The 12,933-nt window shown below is 46.1% G+C and carries 14 protein-coding genes; 7 read left to right on the top strand and 7 right to left on the bottom strand.

The window, feature by feature from the left end:
- Positions 1 to 257 precede the first annotated feature (257 nt).
- Positions 258 to 1,310 (bottom strand): Gfo/Idh/MocA family oxidoreductase, encoded by a 1,053-nt coding sequence (locus QUA62_RS14050; protein WP_333041122.1) that lies wholly within the window; start codon positions 1,308 to 1,310, stop codon positions 258 to 260.
- 506 nt (positions 1,311 to 1,816) lie between these two features.
- Between QUA62_RS14050 and QUA62_RS14045 the strand changes: the two genes are divergently transcribed.
- Entirely contained in the window at positions 1,817 to 2,473 is a 657-nt protein-coding gene (locus tag QUA62_RS14045; protein ID WP_333404781.1) for a PEP-CTERM sorting domain-containing protein, read from the top strand.
- A 36-nt stretch (positions 2,474 to 2,509) separates the two neighbouring features.
- Here the strand turns inward: QUA62_RS14045 and QUA62_RS14040 are convergent, their stop codons facing one another.
- From QUA62_RS14040 to def, 3 genes are all read right to left on the bottom strand, one after another.
- A complete protein-coding gene (locus QUA62_RS14040) occupies positions 2,510 to 3,847 on the bottom strand; it encodes a PrsW family glutamic-type intramembrane protease (RefSeq protein WP_333404779.1) in 1,338 nt (445 codons plus the stop codon).
- Positions 3,848 to 4,147: 300 nt separating this feature from the next.
- The gene (locus QUA62_RS14035) at positions 4,148 to 4,348 is read right to left on the bottom strand and encodes a hypothetical protein (RefSeq protein WP_199292547.1); all 201 of its coding nucleotides are present in this window, start codon (positions 4,346 to 4,348) and stop codon (positions 4,148 to 4,150) included.
- Complete coding sequence (def, locus tag QUA62_RS14030) at positions 4,348 to 4,908, bottom strand: peptide deformylase (protein ID WP_190659061.1); 561 nt, start codon at positions 4,906 to 4,908, stop codon at positions 4,348 to 4,350. Before def ends, QUA62_RS14035 begins: the two co-directional genes overlap by 1 nt.
- A gap of 101 nt (positions 4,909 to 5,009) precedes the next feature.
- Here def and QUA62_RS14025 point away from each other — a divergent pair, with 101 nt between their 5' ends.
- Positions 5,010 to 5,522: a DUF1648 domain-containing protein gene (locus QUA62_RS14025; protein ID WP_333404777.1), complete on the top strand. Its 513-nt coding sequence runs from the start codon at positions 5,010 to 5,012 to the stop codon at positions 5,520 to 5,522.
- 244 nt (positions 5,523 to 5,766) lie between these two features.
- On the opposite strand, the gene QUA62_RS14020 is transcribed toward QUA62_RS14025, so the two are convergent.
- A complete protein-coding gene (locus QUA62_RS14020) occupies positions 5,767 to 6,222 on the bottom strand; it encodes an aspartyl protease (protein WP_333404775.1) in 456 nt (151 codons plus the stop codon).
- A gap of 120 nt (positions 6,223 to 6,342) precedes the next feature.
- Between QUA62_RS14020 and QUA62_RS14015 the strand changes: the two genes are divergently transcribed.
- On the top strand, positions 6,343 to 7,635 hold the full coding sequence (locus QUA62_RS14015; RefSeq protein ID WP_190659067.1) for a pentapeptide repeat-containing protein: 1,293 nt from the start codon (positions 6,343 to 6,345) through the stop codon (positions 7,633 to 7,635).
- A 97-nt stretch (positions 7,636 to 7,732) separates the two neighbouring features.
- Complete coding sequence (locus QUA62_RS14010) at positions 7,733 to 8,170, top strand: hypothetical protein (RefSeq protein ID WP_333404773.1); 438 nt, start codon at positions 7,733 to 7,735, stop codon at positions 8,168 to 8,170.
- 316 nt (positions 8,171 to 8,486) lie between these two features.
- Here QUA62_RS14010 and QUA62_RS14005 read toward each other — a convergent pair whose 3' ends face one another.
- On the bottom strand, positions 8,487 to 9,110 hold the full coding sequence (locus QUA62_RS14005) for a TenA family protein (RefSeq protein WP_333404771.1): 624 nt from the start codon (positions 9,108 to 9,110) through the stop codon (positions 8,487 to 8,489).
- Between the two features lie 55 nt (positions 9,111 to 9,165).
- On the opposite strand from QUA62_RS14005, the gene QUA62_RS14000 reads away from it, so the two are divergent.
- The 3 genes from QUA62_RS14000 (at position 9,166) to QUA62_RS13990 (ending at position 11,042) form a co-directional block, all read left to right on the top strand.
- Positions 9,166 to 9,399 carry a hypothetical protein gene (locus QUA62_RS14000; protein ID WP_333404769.1) on the top strand — a complete coding sequence of 78 codons (234 nt, stop codon included), beginning with the start codon at positions 9,166 to 9,168 and terminating at the stop codon, positions 9,397 to 9,399.
- The gene (locus tag QUA62_RS13995; RefSeq protein WP_333404768.1) at positions 9,396 to 10,358 is read left to right on the top strand and encodes a glycosyltransferase family 2 protein; all 963 of its coding nucleotides are present in this window, start codon (positions 9,396 to 9,398) and stop codon (positions 10,356 to 10,358) included. Before QUA62_RS14000 ends, QUA62_RS13995 begins: the two co-directional genes overlap by 4 nt.
- An 84-nt stretch (positions 10,359 to 10,442) precedes the next feature.
- On the top strand, positions 10,443 to 11,042 hold the full coding sequence (locus QUA62_RS13990; RefSeq protein ID WP_333404766.1) for a glutathione S-transferase family protein: 600 nt from the start codon (positions 10,443 to 10,445) through the stop codon (positions 11,040 to 11,042).
- A gap of 712 nt (positions 11,043 to 11,754) precedes the next feature.
- On the opposite strand, the gene QUA62_RS13985 is transcribed toward QUA62_RS13990, so the two are convergent.
- Complete coding sequence (locus QUA62_RS13985) at positions 11,755 to 12,852, bottom strand: HAMP domain-containing sensor histidine kinase (protein WP_333404764.1); 1,098 nt, start codon at positions 12,850 to 12,852, stop codon at positions 11,755 to 11,757.
- Positions 12,853 to 12,933 lie beyond the last annotated feature (81 nt).

Raw genomic sequence — 12,933 nt, 5'->3', positions numbered from 1 at the left:
CACGACTTCTGTTGTCGAGAGCAAAAAAGTTGAAACCTTAGTTCAAGCCCCCAGATTCATCTGCAGAGTCAATCTAAGATCTAAAATCGCTCGACCGATCGCAACTCGACGCTCGCACTCGCCGAACTTCTCACGCCGAATAGTCCAATCTCAAATCGACTGACATCGAATCCGGTTGCATGGGAACAGTTACCCTCTTCAACGAACAACAAACCCAAACTGTAAAAGCACCCGGAAACGACACGATTTGTCTCGATTTAGCTAACTTGCAAAGTAGACTCTAGCTCTTTCGGATACCAAGCTTGACCGTCGAGAGCCATTTGCTCGATCACACTCGCAAGCCGCAGAGCTTTGAGAGCTTGTTCTCCTCCCACAGAAGGTTGATTTCCACCTCGCACGCAATTAATAAAATGCTCCAATTCTGCGTGGAGCGGTTCAATATTGCTGGTGTAAACTTTCTCGATCAACCCATCTTGACGGTAAAGCACCTGACCGTAATCCGTCACGTAATTGGCGGTTGTTTGTCGGTGAATCAAGATTTCGTTGTTGAGAAAATCTGCCTCTGTCAGAGAATTCTTGCAGTGAGCCACGATTGAACGGAGTTTGCGGTGCGTCACCTTACTGGCAGTCAGGGTGGCGACAATGCCGTTAGCAAAGTTCAACGTCGCTGTCACGTAGTCTAAATAACCTGAATCTGAGGCCCTGCTGCCGCTGGCGGTCAGCTTCACCACTTGGGAATCTGCCAATTCCAAAAGCAAGTCGATGTCGTGGATCATTAAATCCAAAACTACCGATACGTCGTTAGCCCGCTGGGAATAGGGACTCATCCGGTGAGCTTCCAATGCCAGTAACTCTTCAGTTTTCAGCACTTTGCCGAGTTCCTGAAAAGCTGGATTGAAGCGCTCGATGTGACCCACTTGTAAAATCCGGTGGGCCTCAGCAGCCGCGTTGACCAAAGATTCGGCTTCGGCAATGCTAGCCGCGATCGGCTTTTCAATTAAAACGTGAACACCCGCTTGGAGACAAGACATCCCCACAGGGTGGTGCAGGCGAGTTGGAACGGCGACGCAAACTGCATCTACGTGGGCGAGCAAATCTCGGTAGTCTTCAAAGAAGCGAACCCGGTATTTGCTTGCTACATCTATTCCCCGCTCTACATTTATGTCTGCAACACCCACGAGTTCGATATCTTTTAGCAAGCTCAGAACTCGCGTGTGATGCTGGCCCATATTGCCAACCCCAATCACCCCAATGCGGAGGGGTTCGGGTTGACTTCGCTGGGCGAAAACGTTTGCGTATCCCAATGACATCCTATCTAGCACTCCTGGATTCTCCTCCACCACCACAGGAATCAAGCCCCTTGGCTTCCCTCAGCTACTCACAGCCATCCAGATAGTACCACAGTCAAACTATTTGTGAAGAATTTCTAAGTTAAGTTGCGATTGTCGCATCAGGTAATTAAGCAGTAGCTCCTCATACACAAGGACAGAATACAGCGGTAAAATGTCTGGAAATTGCGTATTGACAATATTTATTAAATGTGTATACAGAGCGGGACGATCGTCTGCTGCATCGCCACAACACAAACCCGTCGGAATATTTGGCGATTACGATAAAACATTTTTCTAGTTTGTGTTCAAAAGTAATAGTGAAAGTCATAAATTATACAAATACAACAGAGGACGCATCCGTATTAGTTCGGTTATTTACATTCGGCAATCTTTGACTTCAAAAAAATTTACTTTAAGAATGCGGATAATTACGGGCGATCGCTCACTCAAATAAACTAGACTTACGTAAAGTTTAATAAAAAACAATGAGTCAAAAACAAAGATCCAGATTAGGAAGTACGATCGCTAGCACAATTTTAAGTGTGTTTTCAGCGGTGTCATTGGTAGGAGTAGACAAAGCACAAGCCGCCATACTCAACTACACTTTCGATGTGGAAGATGTTCCAGCTAGCGGTTTTTTTAAGGTGGATAACTCCTCGCTTACAGGAATAGGAGATGAATCAATTGCCGTTTCCGAGGGAAGAGCATACAATTTAATTCTTGGCTCTTCTTTTGAAGGAAGCAAAGAATACTACAATTTGGCAGGGTTTACAGCTTCATTTTATCAAGGGGATTTTCTCGGACTGAATGGTTATGGCTACGACACAGGGATCAGTGAATATATCAGTCCTCCAGACGAACCAGGAGGGCCTTATTTCTTCAGGCGGGAGGGCAGGGCAAGTTGGTCTATGGGTATTAACGGGGTGTATCCTCTGTTCTGGGGTTATACGGAGGTATATATTACGTCCAGTTATAGTGAGCCATACTTCGACGGGAGAAGGATCTATTACGATACCCCTGTTTCTTACACCCTAGTGAATACCGAACCCGAACCAGTTCCCGAACCTCTCACCGTTGGGGGTACAGCTTTAGCATTGGCAGGTTTAACCTGGTTAAAACACAAGAAAAAAATGGCAGCTTGAGGTGCGGTCGCACCTCAACAATTAAGCACTCAGAAGTCACTTTTCCAAGAATATTCGAGTTGCAAAATTTTGCTCTCGATTGGGAGACAGAGCTCTGGCTTTCAAAATCGCGGCTACCAAAAAGGCATAGGACAAAACTCCCACCAAGGCCAGCAAAAGTACGCTGACGGCTCCCGACGCATTCCACAAAGCGTGAAGTGCGGCAGCGCTGAAATAACCTACGGCCAAAATAGGCCAGCGCTTCCTGGGTTTGAGGGCGCTCAAACCGATAAAATATCCCAAATAGCCGCTGTAAGCCATGTGTCCGGCGGCGGAACCCAAAATGCGGGGAATTAGCAACTGCAATCCTACTAATTGTCCGGCCTCCGCCCCTGCTTGCAGGGTGACATTTTGGATGACATTGGGAACGTACTGTCCCAGAGTTTCTAACAGTGTAAAGCCGACTGCCGAAGCACTTCCTAACAGAATTCCGTCTAAAGGTTCCCAAACGCCTATTCGATCGCGCCACGGATTTCGCAGCCAATTTCCCAGCAGCATCGCTCCCAAAACGGGCAGGGCTTTCAGCAATTCTTCCATCAGACCCGCCCCGAAAAACATTCTGTTCAAAAAAGGCAAAAAACTGATTGTTTCGCCTGCGGTTGGCAGGCGGCCGGGCAAAATTTCTCTAAATACGAATATAAATCCAATTAATAAGGGGCTGATCACAATCAGGACTGTAGCTAACGCCGAACCAAGCAATACCCACCAAGGCTTGTGTTTGCCGCACAGTTGATAGATAAAGTAGTAAGCCGCACCGGCGAGGTAAGCTGACAGCAGCAAATTGAATGCTGCGGAATTTCCAACTGCGACAAACATCGACACAACAACAATAACTGTGGCAATACCTGGATATAAGTAAGCTTTTTGGCTTAATTGTTTGCCAGTGGAGGCGATCGGGAATAATTGAGTTAAAGTGAGAGCGTCTTTTTCGCTACCAGCAAAATTGCCCCTTTGTGGTGCTCTTAATCCGGGTTTATTTTGGTAAGGGGTTACGGGAGACTCAAATATAAATTCAGGGCCGTCAAGGCCGAGAATGATGCGATCGCCTGTTTCTAAAGTTTGGCAGCCAGAGAGCTTTTTCCCGTTGATATAAGTTCCGTTAGCGCTGTTGAGGTCGCAAATTTCCCATCTCGTCACAGTACCCTGAGTTAGGGGACGGATCGTGGCGTGGCGACGGGAAACCATGCCGTGATTGATCGACTCTAAAGCTATTTGACAATTGCGATCGCGTCCGATGACCAATTCCCCATCTTCACAAAGTTGGTACTTGGATGCTGGCGTTCCCGCAGCGTCTTTGGCTGGCACTTGTCGCAGAAATCCGATTTCATTAGTCATGAGTTATGAGTCATCAGTCATCAGTCATTAGTCATGAGTTATGAGTGCGCGAGGTGTTAGCTGATGTTATTTTTGGGCAGTCTTTACTCCACAGTGATTAGTGATGAGTTCGCGAGCTGTTAGCTGATGTTATTTATCCGCTATTTTTCTGCCACAGTTATTAGTTGTTAGGTGCTAACTAATGACTAATAGACATCTCCAAAAATTCTTGTGGGGATTAAGGGTTAGGCATCCTGCCTGCCCAAAACCTACTTTTCTGGAGATGTCTAATGACTAAAAACTCATGACTAAAAACTCTGCTTATAGATTTGCCCTGGCATCCTGAACGGCTGCATAGAAAAATATGCCCGTTAGCGGTACGCTCAGGGCGAGGATGATGCCCGTGACTAAATTGCCAAGTTGAGCTTCTCCCGATGACAGCTCAAAGATGGAGCCGACTGCCGCGATCGCAGTGATGCACGAAAGAGCTAAGAGTAAACCACTTTTCGGAGTTCCTGCCATCATACTGATTTTACTGCCTTGGGCGAAAATTTATGCTTGACTAATGCTTCATTTAGTGCCAGCTTGTTTTCTACTCTGTCTACAAACAGCACTCCGTTGAGGTGATCCATTTCGTGCTGAATTGCCCTCGACAGTAACTCTGTTGCTATCAGGGTTTGTGGGCGACCGTATTCGTCGCGGTAGGATACTTCAATGACTTCTGGGCGTTTGACTTCTAAATAAACTCCCGGAATGCTCAAACACCCTTCTTGCAAGATGCAGATATCGCCGCTGCTACTTTTGATGGTGGGATTGATCAAAACGATTGGGGGTGTGGCGGGGTTTTCCGGGTCGCAGTCGAGGACGATTACTTGTTTGTGGACTCCGACTTGGGGGGCGGCCAAACCAATACCGTCGGCGCTGTACATGGTTTGCAGCATTTCTCGGACTAGCTGCCGAATTTCTGCATCAACGCTTTTGACGCGCTTTGCTGGCTGCCGCAGGACGCGATCGCCTAATGTGTGTATTGTTAGGGGCGGTTTTTCTAACTTTTTCTTTTCAATCAAGACCTGAGCCGTCATAGAACCTCGCGGGATGTTTGGAAACCCCCAACGAAAGCTGTTGGGGGATGAAATTGGAACCAATACTATTATTTTCAATATTAATCTAATTTTAAGTAGCCATGACTGGAAACGCACCAAACCAACGACCGATTATTTCTCTGGGGCTTTCGCCTGTTTTAGTGGCAGTAGAGCTTTTCGGTGCGATCGCGATTTTGCTGGCTGTTTTGCTCATCGTCAAGTTTTGGGCCGTTTTGCCCGATCGAATTCCGATTCATTTCGGCTTAGGGGGGGTGGCTGATGCTTGGGGCGACAAGGTGACGATTTGGATCGTGCCGGCGGTTGCTGCCATTATTTTTGCGGTTTTAACTGCGGTTTCGCGCTATCCGCATACTTTTAATTATCCGGTACGGATTACTTCTGAGAACGCTCACCGGCAATATCTGTTGGGCAGAGGCCTTTTGGCTTGGCTGAAGGCGGAGATTTGCTGGCTGTTGGCGTTTGTGGTGCGGCAGCAAATTCTTGTCGCTTTGGGCAATGCTCAAAGGTTTAGTGTGGAGTTAGTTTTGGGGATAATTGTTTTGATATTTGGGACGGTTGGCGTGTATTTGCTCAAGGCTTATTCTGCTCGCTAGATGTAGGGCAAAAAACTTACATATACCCAGAAAAAATATTTTTTCACCGCTTTTCTTGAACCGATGTTAATAATATATAACATCTCACTAATCGAGAGGACTCGTTTGTGATGAGGAATAAATTACTCAATTTTTTTTGAGAAGTTTAGTTCCCACTATAAACATTTTTGATGGCGGATAATTGACGGGGCATGATAGGAATCACAGGCGACAAGTTTGTGCTATGATGGTAAACGCCGAGCGACTAACCCATCAGATATGTTTGCTGATTGTTCATCGGCAATACTCGCAACCGTCGATTTTTCAAATCTGGTTCTAAGCCTAGTTCTTCCATGGGAATCACGCCCAGCAAAACAGCAGAAACGCCTTCGGGTAACTCTAAACAATCAAATCTGCCTTCTCTCCCCTCTACAATAATTTGAGCGCCTGCAAAAATTAGACATTTTTTGATTCCCGCTGATGTTTCTACATCTCTTTCTCCTACTTGTCTTAAACCTAGTTGGCTAATAATAGGATCTGGCAAGGAAAGCAGAGTTGCTCCGGTATCGACAACAACGTTATCGAGGGTAACAGAGCGAACTTCCTCAGCAGCAATGAATCCCCGTTCAGCCATAACTAGATCGATGAAATTCGTGACGGTGATTGTAGTGATTACTTGACCCATTTGTTTTTCTGGCAGATTGGGGAGTACCAGGGTCATAATATGTTACCTCTTTGAGTATAATTAGTGGATATTTCTATTGTAATGCTATCTAGAATCCTGCGAAAGTTAGTTAAAATCGTTTTAGTAATCGGCCAAAATTAGAACTTGCCTCAACGCATGACACCAGAAAACAACTCTTCTCAACCCAATCGCCCTGAATCTAACGTGACTGTAGAAAGTCTCAACGGTGCGAGCCCTACTGCGCCACCAGAATCAGGGACAATCGTCGCTACTGCTGAACCGAAAAAACCGATACCGCCGCCTCCAACTCGCAAGGTTTTATTGCCGCAGCAGCCGGAACAAACGACTACTGAGAAGTCTGGGTCGGTGGTGACGCTGGGGTTGATCGCAGCGATGATTTTTGGGCTGGCCAATGACAACATTTGGCTGGGCTTAATTGGCGCCATCGGTGCGATCGGCATATCGCTACGGCTGATGTGGCCGAGTTGGGGCAAAATCTGGGCGCAGGTAATTCCGCCGACTTGGCGCACTCTGATCGTCGCCTGCTTCGGGCTTTTAGCTGGGATTGTTGGCTTGCTGATGCTCAGCGGTAGTAATACGGAACCGGGAAGCCGCAACATCCAAATCAACTGGGACGCCATCGGCGCTCTCGGCGAGTTGATCGGCGCTTTGGGTCAAATTTTGATCGCAATTTTGGGCGTTTACGTGGCTTGGCGACAGTACGTGATCTCGAAAGATTTGACGATTCAGCAAAACAGAATTACGCAGCAGCAAACGATCGATGCTTATTTTCAAGGGGTTTCGGACTTAGCCCTTGACGAACAAGGGTTTTTGGAAGACTGGCCGCAGGAAAGGGCGATCGCAGAAGGTCGCACGGCTGCGATTATGAGCAGTGTAGATGCTGAAGGTAAAGCTAAAATTCTGCGGTTTTTGTCGCAGTCTAGATTGGTTACTCCTCTGAAGCGCGATCGGCTTTTAGGCCGCCCCATCCTTGACGGTGACGGCGGCTACGCTGAAGATAGAGATCACGGTATCCGTGTTATCGATCTCAATGTCATGTTAGCGGGTGCTGACCTGGCTGGCACTGATTTGCGGTGGACGGATTTGAGCGAAGCCAACCTCGTCCGCGCCAATCTCAGCAAGTGCGATTTAGTGAAAGCCAACCTCTCCCGCGCTGTCTTGTACGACGCCAATCTTGCTCGCGCCGACATGAGAGGCGCCGCATTATTCTACGGCTCGGCAGAAACTGCATCTCCCCGCAGCCGTACCGAATTTCCCAACTATCAAACGGGTGAACATACCGGCGCTGTGGTTGAACATGCTGATTTCACCGGTGTCAAGCGGCTGTCGGACGAGCAGCGCTATTACTGCTGCGCTTGGTGTGGCTCGAAGTCGAGAGAGACTATTCCCGGTGGCTGCGAAGGGATTCCCAATAAACTCGGGCGTTAAAATTAGCAGTACGGCTGTACTTACGTATATATTTGGCTAGCGATCAGCAGCGGACTATACTTTAATTTTAAATCTACAGTCTTGCGCTGTTTTAGCCATGACAAATACGGATTTAGGGCTAGAAGTAATTCCGCGCCTCGATCGCTCCAAAAGCAGGGACGGGTTAATTTTTGTAATTGCTATGTGGTTTCTGAGCCGATCGATAATTGCGATCGGGATGCAGCTAATTACTCCTTTAGCCTGCAAAAACCCGCCCCTGTATGATCCCCGGCCACCTCTGGATTTTGTAAGCGGCTTCCTTCCCAAAAGTGGCTGGGAACAGTTTTCGCACTGGGACGGTAAAGGGTACGTCAAAATCGCTAATTTAGGCTACAGCTATGCAGAGGACGAGCAGCAGCATTCTGTAGCTTTTTATCCCCTATTTCCTTTGCTGATACGCGGGTTGACGACTCTTGGAATGCAAGTGGAATTAGCAGGGGCACTAATGAATAGTTGGGCGTTCTTGGGGGCATTATTGGTGGTTTCAAGCTGTTAGTAAAGTTGCGATGGATTTGGGGGGTGGCTATTTGTTGTCGTAGTTGCGAAAAAGGCTGAGCATTACAGTCGTGTGTTTCGGTTTTTGCCCTTTAGCACTACTAATCAACTCCGGTGCTCTGCAATCGCTTTACCGATACGCTTACGGCATTGTGTCGCTCTAGATGGGACTCGGTTTAGTGTTGAGTAGTCAGCCGCGTTGGGGATATGCTGTTATGACATTATTTGCTATATTCCTGCTGTACATGAGTGTTAAACTTGCTGCGTGGGCGTAGGAAGCTTAAGATAATTATCCATCTCTTTTGCCCAAACTTAATTTACTCTATTTCCCAAGCTGCCTGAAAAAAGTCTCTTTCACACAGCATAGCGTAGCGATAGGTTGCTTCTACTTCGGGCCCAGCTTCTGCGTAGCGATCGACCAAACTTTCCAGCCGTTTTGCTAAAATCTCAAAATCAGGGCTTTTATAGGTGGAAATCCAGTCGCTAAAGGCGTGTTCCGGTATATGAGGTTTAGCTAGCTGCTGTCCCAAAAAAGCATACAACCGCAAGCAAGGAGTCATCGCGGCTACTGTCAAACCGACACCGCTTCCCCAGGCTGTCGCTAATAAAAAATCTGTGTAGCGGCGGGTAGCGATTCCCGGTTTAGCCTCTTGCAAGTTTACCCCCCATTTGCCTGCATATCCTTGATGCAACCGAAGTTCTTCTAAAACACCGCTACCGAGATTGTGGAGGATTTCAAACCCCTCCCAGTCGGGTGCTTTTGCTGCAGCGATACTGTAAGCGCGAGCGAAGGCTCCCAGAAAAAATGCGTCTTGTGCAACGTAATATGCAAAACTATTTTGGGGGAGGCTGCCGTCAGCAAGGCCTCTGACAAAGGGATGTTGCAGACAAGCTTCGCTTAAGTCTTGATTTGCTTGCCACAGATAATTGGAATTTGTCATGCAATTTTTAATGGATGGGTTATGATTGTAATTTTTATAGTCTGACTAAACATCTATGATAACAGATATTTTTGTTGGGCGTGCGTCAGTCTTATGGTGTCTTTTATTTTTCGTATTTAAGAAAATAGATAAGTTTTGGTACGCTGCTATTTTGTCGGCTGCTGTTGTCTGGCTCAAAGAGCGAAATTACGTGCCGAATCTCTGTCGTGAAGCAGCCAGCGTGTTTGGGGAAAAAGAAACTTTTGATTTAAGGCTTGAAAAGCCGATTTTTAAACATAAACAGCAATGAACGATACACCTAAGTATTCTTTGGTAATTCCTATCTATAACGAAGAAGAAAATCTCGCTGAATTGTATCGGCGAATTAGTGCCGTGATGGATCGGCTAGACGGCCCAGTAGAATTAATTTTAATTAATGATGGTAGCCGCGATCGCTCTCTCGAACTTTTGCGAGAATTGCACGAAAAAGATTCGCGAATTTGCTACCTTAGTTTTGCTCGCAATTTCGGTCATCAAATAGCTGTAACTGCTGGTTTAAACTTTTCTACTGGTAAAGTTGTAGTCATCATGGACGGCGATTTGCAAGACCCGCCCGAGCTAATTATAGATATGGTAGAACAGTGGCGGCAGGGCTATCAAGTTGTTTACGCTCAGCGCACTCAACGCCGTCAAGAGGGTTTGTTTAAGCGGTTGCCCGCTTATATGTATTATCGCATTTTGCGGAATCTTGCTGATGTTGATATTCCCATAGATACGGGAGATTTTTGTTTGATGGATAGGTGCGTGGTGGACGTACTCAATGCGATGCCTGAACGCAACCGCTACATTCGGGGACTGCGCGCTTGGATTGGTTTTAAACAAACGGCGGTTAAGTTTGAACGCGATCCGCGTTTTGCTGGCGATGTTAAGTATACCTTCAGTAAATCTTTTGCTTTGGCGATGAACGGTTTAGTGTCTTTTTCAAAGGTTCCTCTGCAACTGTCGATTTATTTGGGTTTGTTTTCGGCTTTCGTGTCTGTTTTGATGGCTTTTTTGGTTTTGTATTGGCGTCTTTTCTCTGCGGGTTCGGCATTAACTGGTTTGACAATTGTGATTATGGCGGTTTTCTTTTTGGGTGCGGTGCAGTTGGTGAGTATTGGGATTTTGGGCCAGTATATAGGGCGGATTTACGAAGAGGTGAAGGGCCGGCCGCTTTATACTTTGGCAGAAGTGGCTGGTTTTGGCGATCGACACCGATCGCCAAAATAATTTTAGCAAACAACTGTTAACTCATCGTGCCTAAATTATCTAATTTATGAGATAATTTAAGCTCCTAAAATCTTCTCAAGACTCATGTTTAAACTTTACGAGTATTCCCCCTCGGGCAATTGCTATAAAGTTCGCTTGCTCTTAACTCAACTTAATATTCCCTTCGATCGCACAGAAATTGATATTCTCCAAGGAAAAAGCCGCACACCTGAATTTTTGGTCAAAAATCCCAATGGCCGCATTCCGGTGTTAGAAATCGCACCGGGTAAATTTCTGTTTGAATCGAATGCGATTATGTTTTACTTGAGCGAAGAAACTGAGTTTTTCCCCACCGATAAATTTGAACGCGCTCAAGTCATGCAGTGGTTATTTTTTGAACAGTACAGCCACGAACCTTTTATTGCTACTTCTCGTTTTTGGTATATGACAGGGAAAGCAGAAGAATATCAGGAAGCACTTCAACAAAAACAAGCACCGGGTTATGCTGCTTTGGGGGTGATGGAACAGCATTTAGCAGAAAATGAGTTTTTTGCGGGCGATCGGTATACTATTGCTGACATCGGTTTATTTGCTTACACTCACGTTGCTGACGAAGGTGGATTTGATTTAACCAGATTCCCGGCAATTCAAACTTGGATAGCTCGCGTCAAGAATCAGGCTCGATATATTAGCATAACCCAATGAAATTTAATTTAAATGAGGCTAAAAATACTATACGTCTATAAGATTACTGTCACATTTCTCAGTTGTCTAAAGTAATAAGTGATGCGCCTTGACGACTAAAATTTTACGGGGCTGTAAAACACTCGTTAAGCGTATTGCTCGGTGGAAAGAAAACTAGCTCGACGTTGAGTTACTCGGGCTGCTCTTCCTCTGTGTCGGCAATGGCTCGTTTCGTGGCAAAGCCGTTGAGAATGATGCCTCGAATCAGCGATACTTCGGCATCAAGGCTTTTGGCGCGGCGCGATCTTCGTATTTTGCTGCCGGACTTTGTAAATTGTAATTTCCCATTTGCTCAGACAATTGACGCAAAAACGTGACCTTTTTCTCCATTATTTGAGTCCGCCTGCCGAAGTTCCAAGAACGATAATGTCGTGTCCAGGCATAAATTCCTTTTTTAAGTGAGTGATTGAAAACCGGCCAACGTTATCTATATTTTGTGAATTTTTTAGCAGAACTTGGCTGAGGTTTAGCAGCAGTAACACAATGGTAGTTAAGACTAAAACCTGTATTTTACAGTGCTTTGACTTCTAAATATTTTTGCTAGTACGCATAAGTATATAGGGTAAGGCAGAGCTGGAATCCATTGAAATATTGTTCAAGTCAACTTAACAAAAGCCCTTATCGACCAAAAGATTTCTCTTGCTAAACATAAGTCTCTCAGCAACTGGGCAAACTAACAGGGAAATTTAGGCAACTTAATGATGAAGCTTGTCCCCTTGCCCTCTGCACTTTCAACTTCCAGTGTCCCTTTATGCGCCTCAGTAATATTTTTTGCTAAAAATAATCCTAATCCCCAGCCGGTTTGCTCCTCGGCAGAAATGGTTCGACGAAATTGTTGAAATAGGATGGATTGAGCGTCTAGGGCGATGGGATCGCCTTCATTATGGATAGTAAGGCTGATCTGGGTTTCAGTTTGCTGGAGTGTGAGTGTAATCGGCGTACTAGGCGCACCATATTTCACAGCGTTAATTGCTAAATTTTCAATCACCCGCCGTATTTCTTTACGGCTGCAAAAAGCCCAGATATCAGGGTCAGAAACCACAACAAACCGCTCTCCATAGGCGAAGCTCAAATCTTCTACCACCTCTTGGACTAGCATCTCAAAATCGCATTCTTCAAGTTCAATCTTTAAGCTCTGCCCTGCCCGCAGCCGACTTGCATCAAGCAGATTTTGAATCATCGAATCCAGCCGATTGATCGCACCGAGCATCCTCGCGGCCACATCCATGTGGGTATCTCCTCGTTCCAGCCGCCGCAGAGTCAGTTGAGTTCCCATTTTTACGACATTGATGGGATTTCTGAGGTCGTGAGTTAGCGTCACCATAAATAGTTCTTGAATATCTCGCAGCGTTTCGGAGAATTGAGTGGCCGCGTCATTAACGGCTTGCTCAATGGAGCCGATAATAATGTCTCGATCCCGCACTCCTAAAGGTGCTTCTTCTTCTAAAACTTGAAATATTACTTGACGGAGGAGGTGATACTCGAAAATGAGTTGAGTGATAGAGTAGTCAGCATACCCCGCCCGTTCATGCCCATGCAGCTTGCCAATCCGGGTGCTTTCTACCTCGTCGGCTGTGATTCGGGCAGGTGTCCTGTCAATTCTGTTTGAGAGTTCATCTACCAGTTGGTTTAAGTACAGAGGTAGGGAATTTTGCAAGACAAGAGAATTTTGATGCGTTGATGCACCAACTTCCTCACGCGCCCGCTTCTCCCACATCCCCATAATTTTTTCAGAATTTTGTTTAAGACGGTCAGACGCTTCGTTGGACATCGTTTCTGATTTTCTTGAGGACTGGTTGTTGAGACAAGATTTTCTCCCTTATTTATAAGGCCGCGCAAGCAATCTTGCAAG

It is taken from the genome of Microcoleus sp. MON1_C1 (assembly GCF_036701945.1).
In the GTDB taxonomy this organism is placed as follows: domain Bacteria; phylum Cyanobacteriota; class Cyanobacteriia; order Cyanobacteriales; family Microcoleaceae; genus Microcoleus.
This window is presented reverse-complemented; position numbering and strand designations above follow the sequence as displayed.

What these genes read in the sequence shown, in the direction of transcription:
- QUA62_RS14050 (WP_333041122.1), bottom strand. Translation starts at nt 1,310, where the DNA reads ATGTCATTGGGATACGCAAACGTTTTCGCCCAGCGAAGTCAACCCGAA.
- QUA62_RS14045 (WP_333404781.1), top strand. Translation starts at nt 1,817, where the DNA reads ATGAGTCAAAAACAAAGATCCAGATTAGGAAGTACGATCGCTAGCACA.
- QUA62_RS14040 (WP_333404779.1), bottom strand. Translation starts at nt 3,847, where the DNA reads ATGACTAATGAAATCGGATTTCTGCGACAAGTGCCAGCCAAAGACGCT.
- QUA62_RS14035 (WP_199292547.1), bottom strand. Translation starts at nt 4,348, where the DNA reads ATGGCAGGAACTCCGAAAAGTGGTTTACTCTTAGCTCTTTCGTGCATC.
- def (WP_190659061.1), bottom strand. Translation starts at nt 4,908, where the DNA reads ATGACGGCTCAGGTCTTGATTGAAAAGAAAAAGTTAGAAAAACCGCCC.
- QUA62_RS14025 (WP_333404777.1), top strand. Translation starts at nt 5,010, where the DNA reads ATGACTGGAAACGCACCAAACCAACGACCGATTATTTCTCTGGGGCTT.
- QUA62_RS14020 (WP_333404775.1), bottom strand. Translation starts at nt 6,222, where the DNA reads ATGACCCTGGTACTCCCCAATCTGCCAGAAAAACAAATGGGTCAAGTA.
- QUA62_RS14015 (WP_190659067.1), top strand. Translation starts at nt 6,343, where the DNA reads ATGACACCAGAAAACAACTCTTCTCAACCCAATCGCCCTGAATCTAAC.
- QUA62_RS14010 (WP_333404773.1), top strand. Translation starts at nt 7,733, where the DNA reads ATGACAAATACGGATTTAGGGCTAGAAGTAATTCCGCGCCTCGATCGC.
- QUA62_RS14005 (WP_333404771.1), bottom strand. Translation starts at nt 9,110, where the DNA reads ATGACAAATTCCAATTATCTGTGGCAAGCAAATCAAGACTTAAGCGAA.
- QUA62_RS14000 (WP_333404769.1), top strand. Translation starts at nt 9,166, where the DNA reads ATGATAACAGATATTTTTGTTGGGCGTGCGTCAGTCTTATGGTGTCTT.
- QUA62_RS13995 (WP_333404768.1), top strand. Translation starts at nt 9,396, where the DNA reads ATGAACGATACACCTAAGTATTCTTTGGTAATTCCTATCTATAACGAA.
- QUA62_RS13990 (WP_333404766.1), top strand. Translation starts at nt 10,443, where the DNA reads ATGTTTAAACTTTACGAGTATTCCCCCTCGGGCAATTGCTATAAAGTT.
- QUA62_RS13985 (WP_333404764.1), bottom strand. Translation starts at nt 12,852, where the DNA reads ATGTCCAACGAAGCGTCTGACCGTCTTAAACAAAATTCTGAAAAAATT.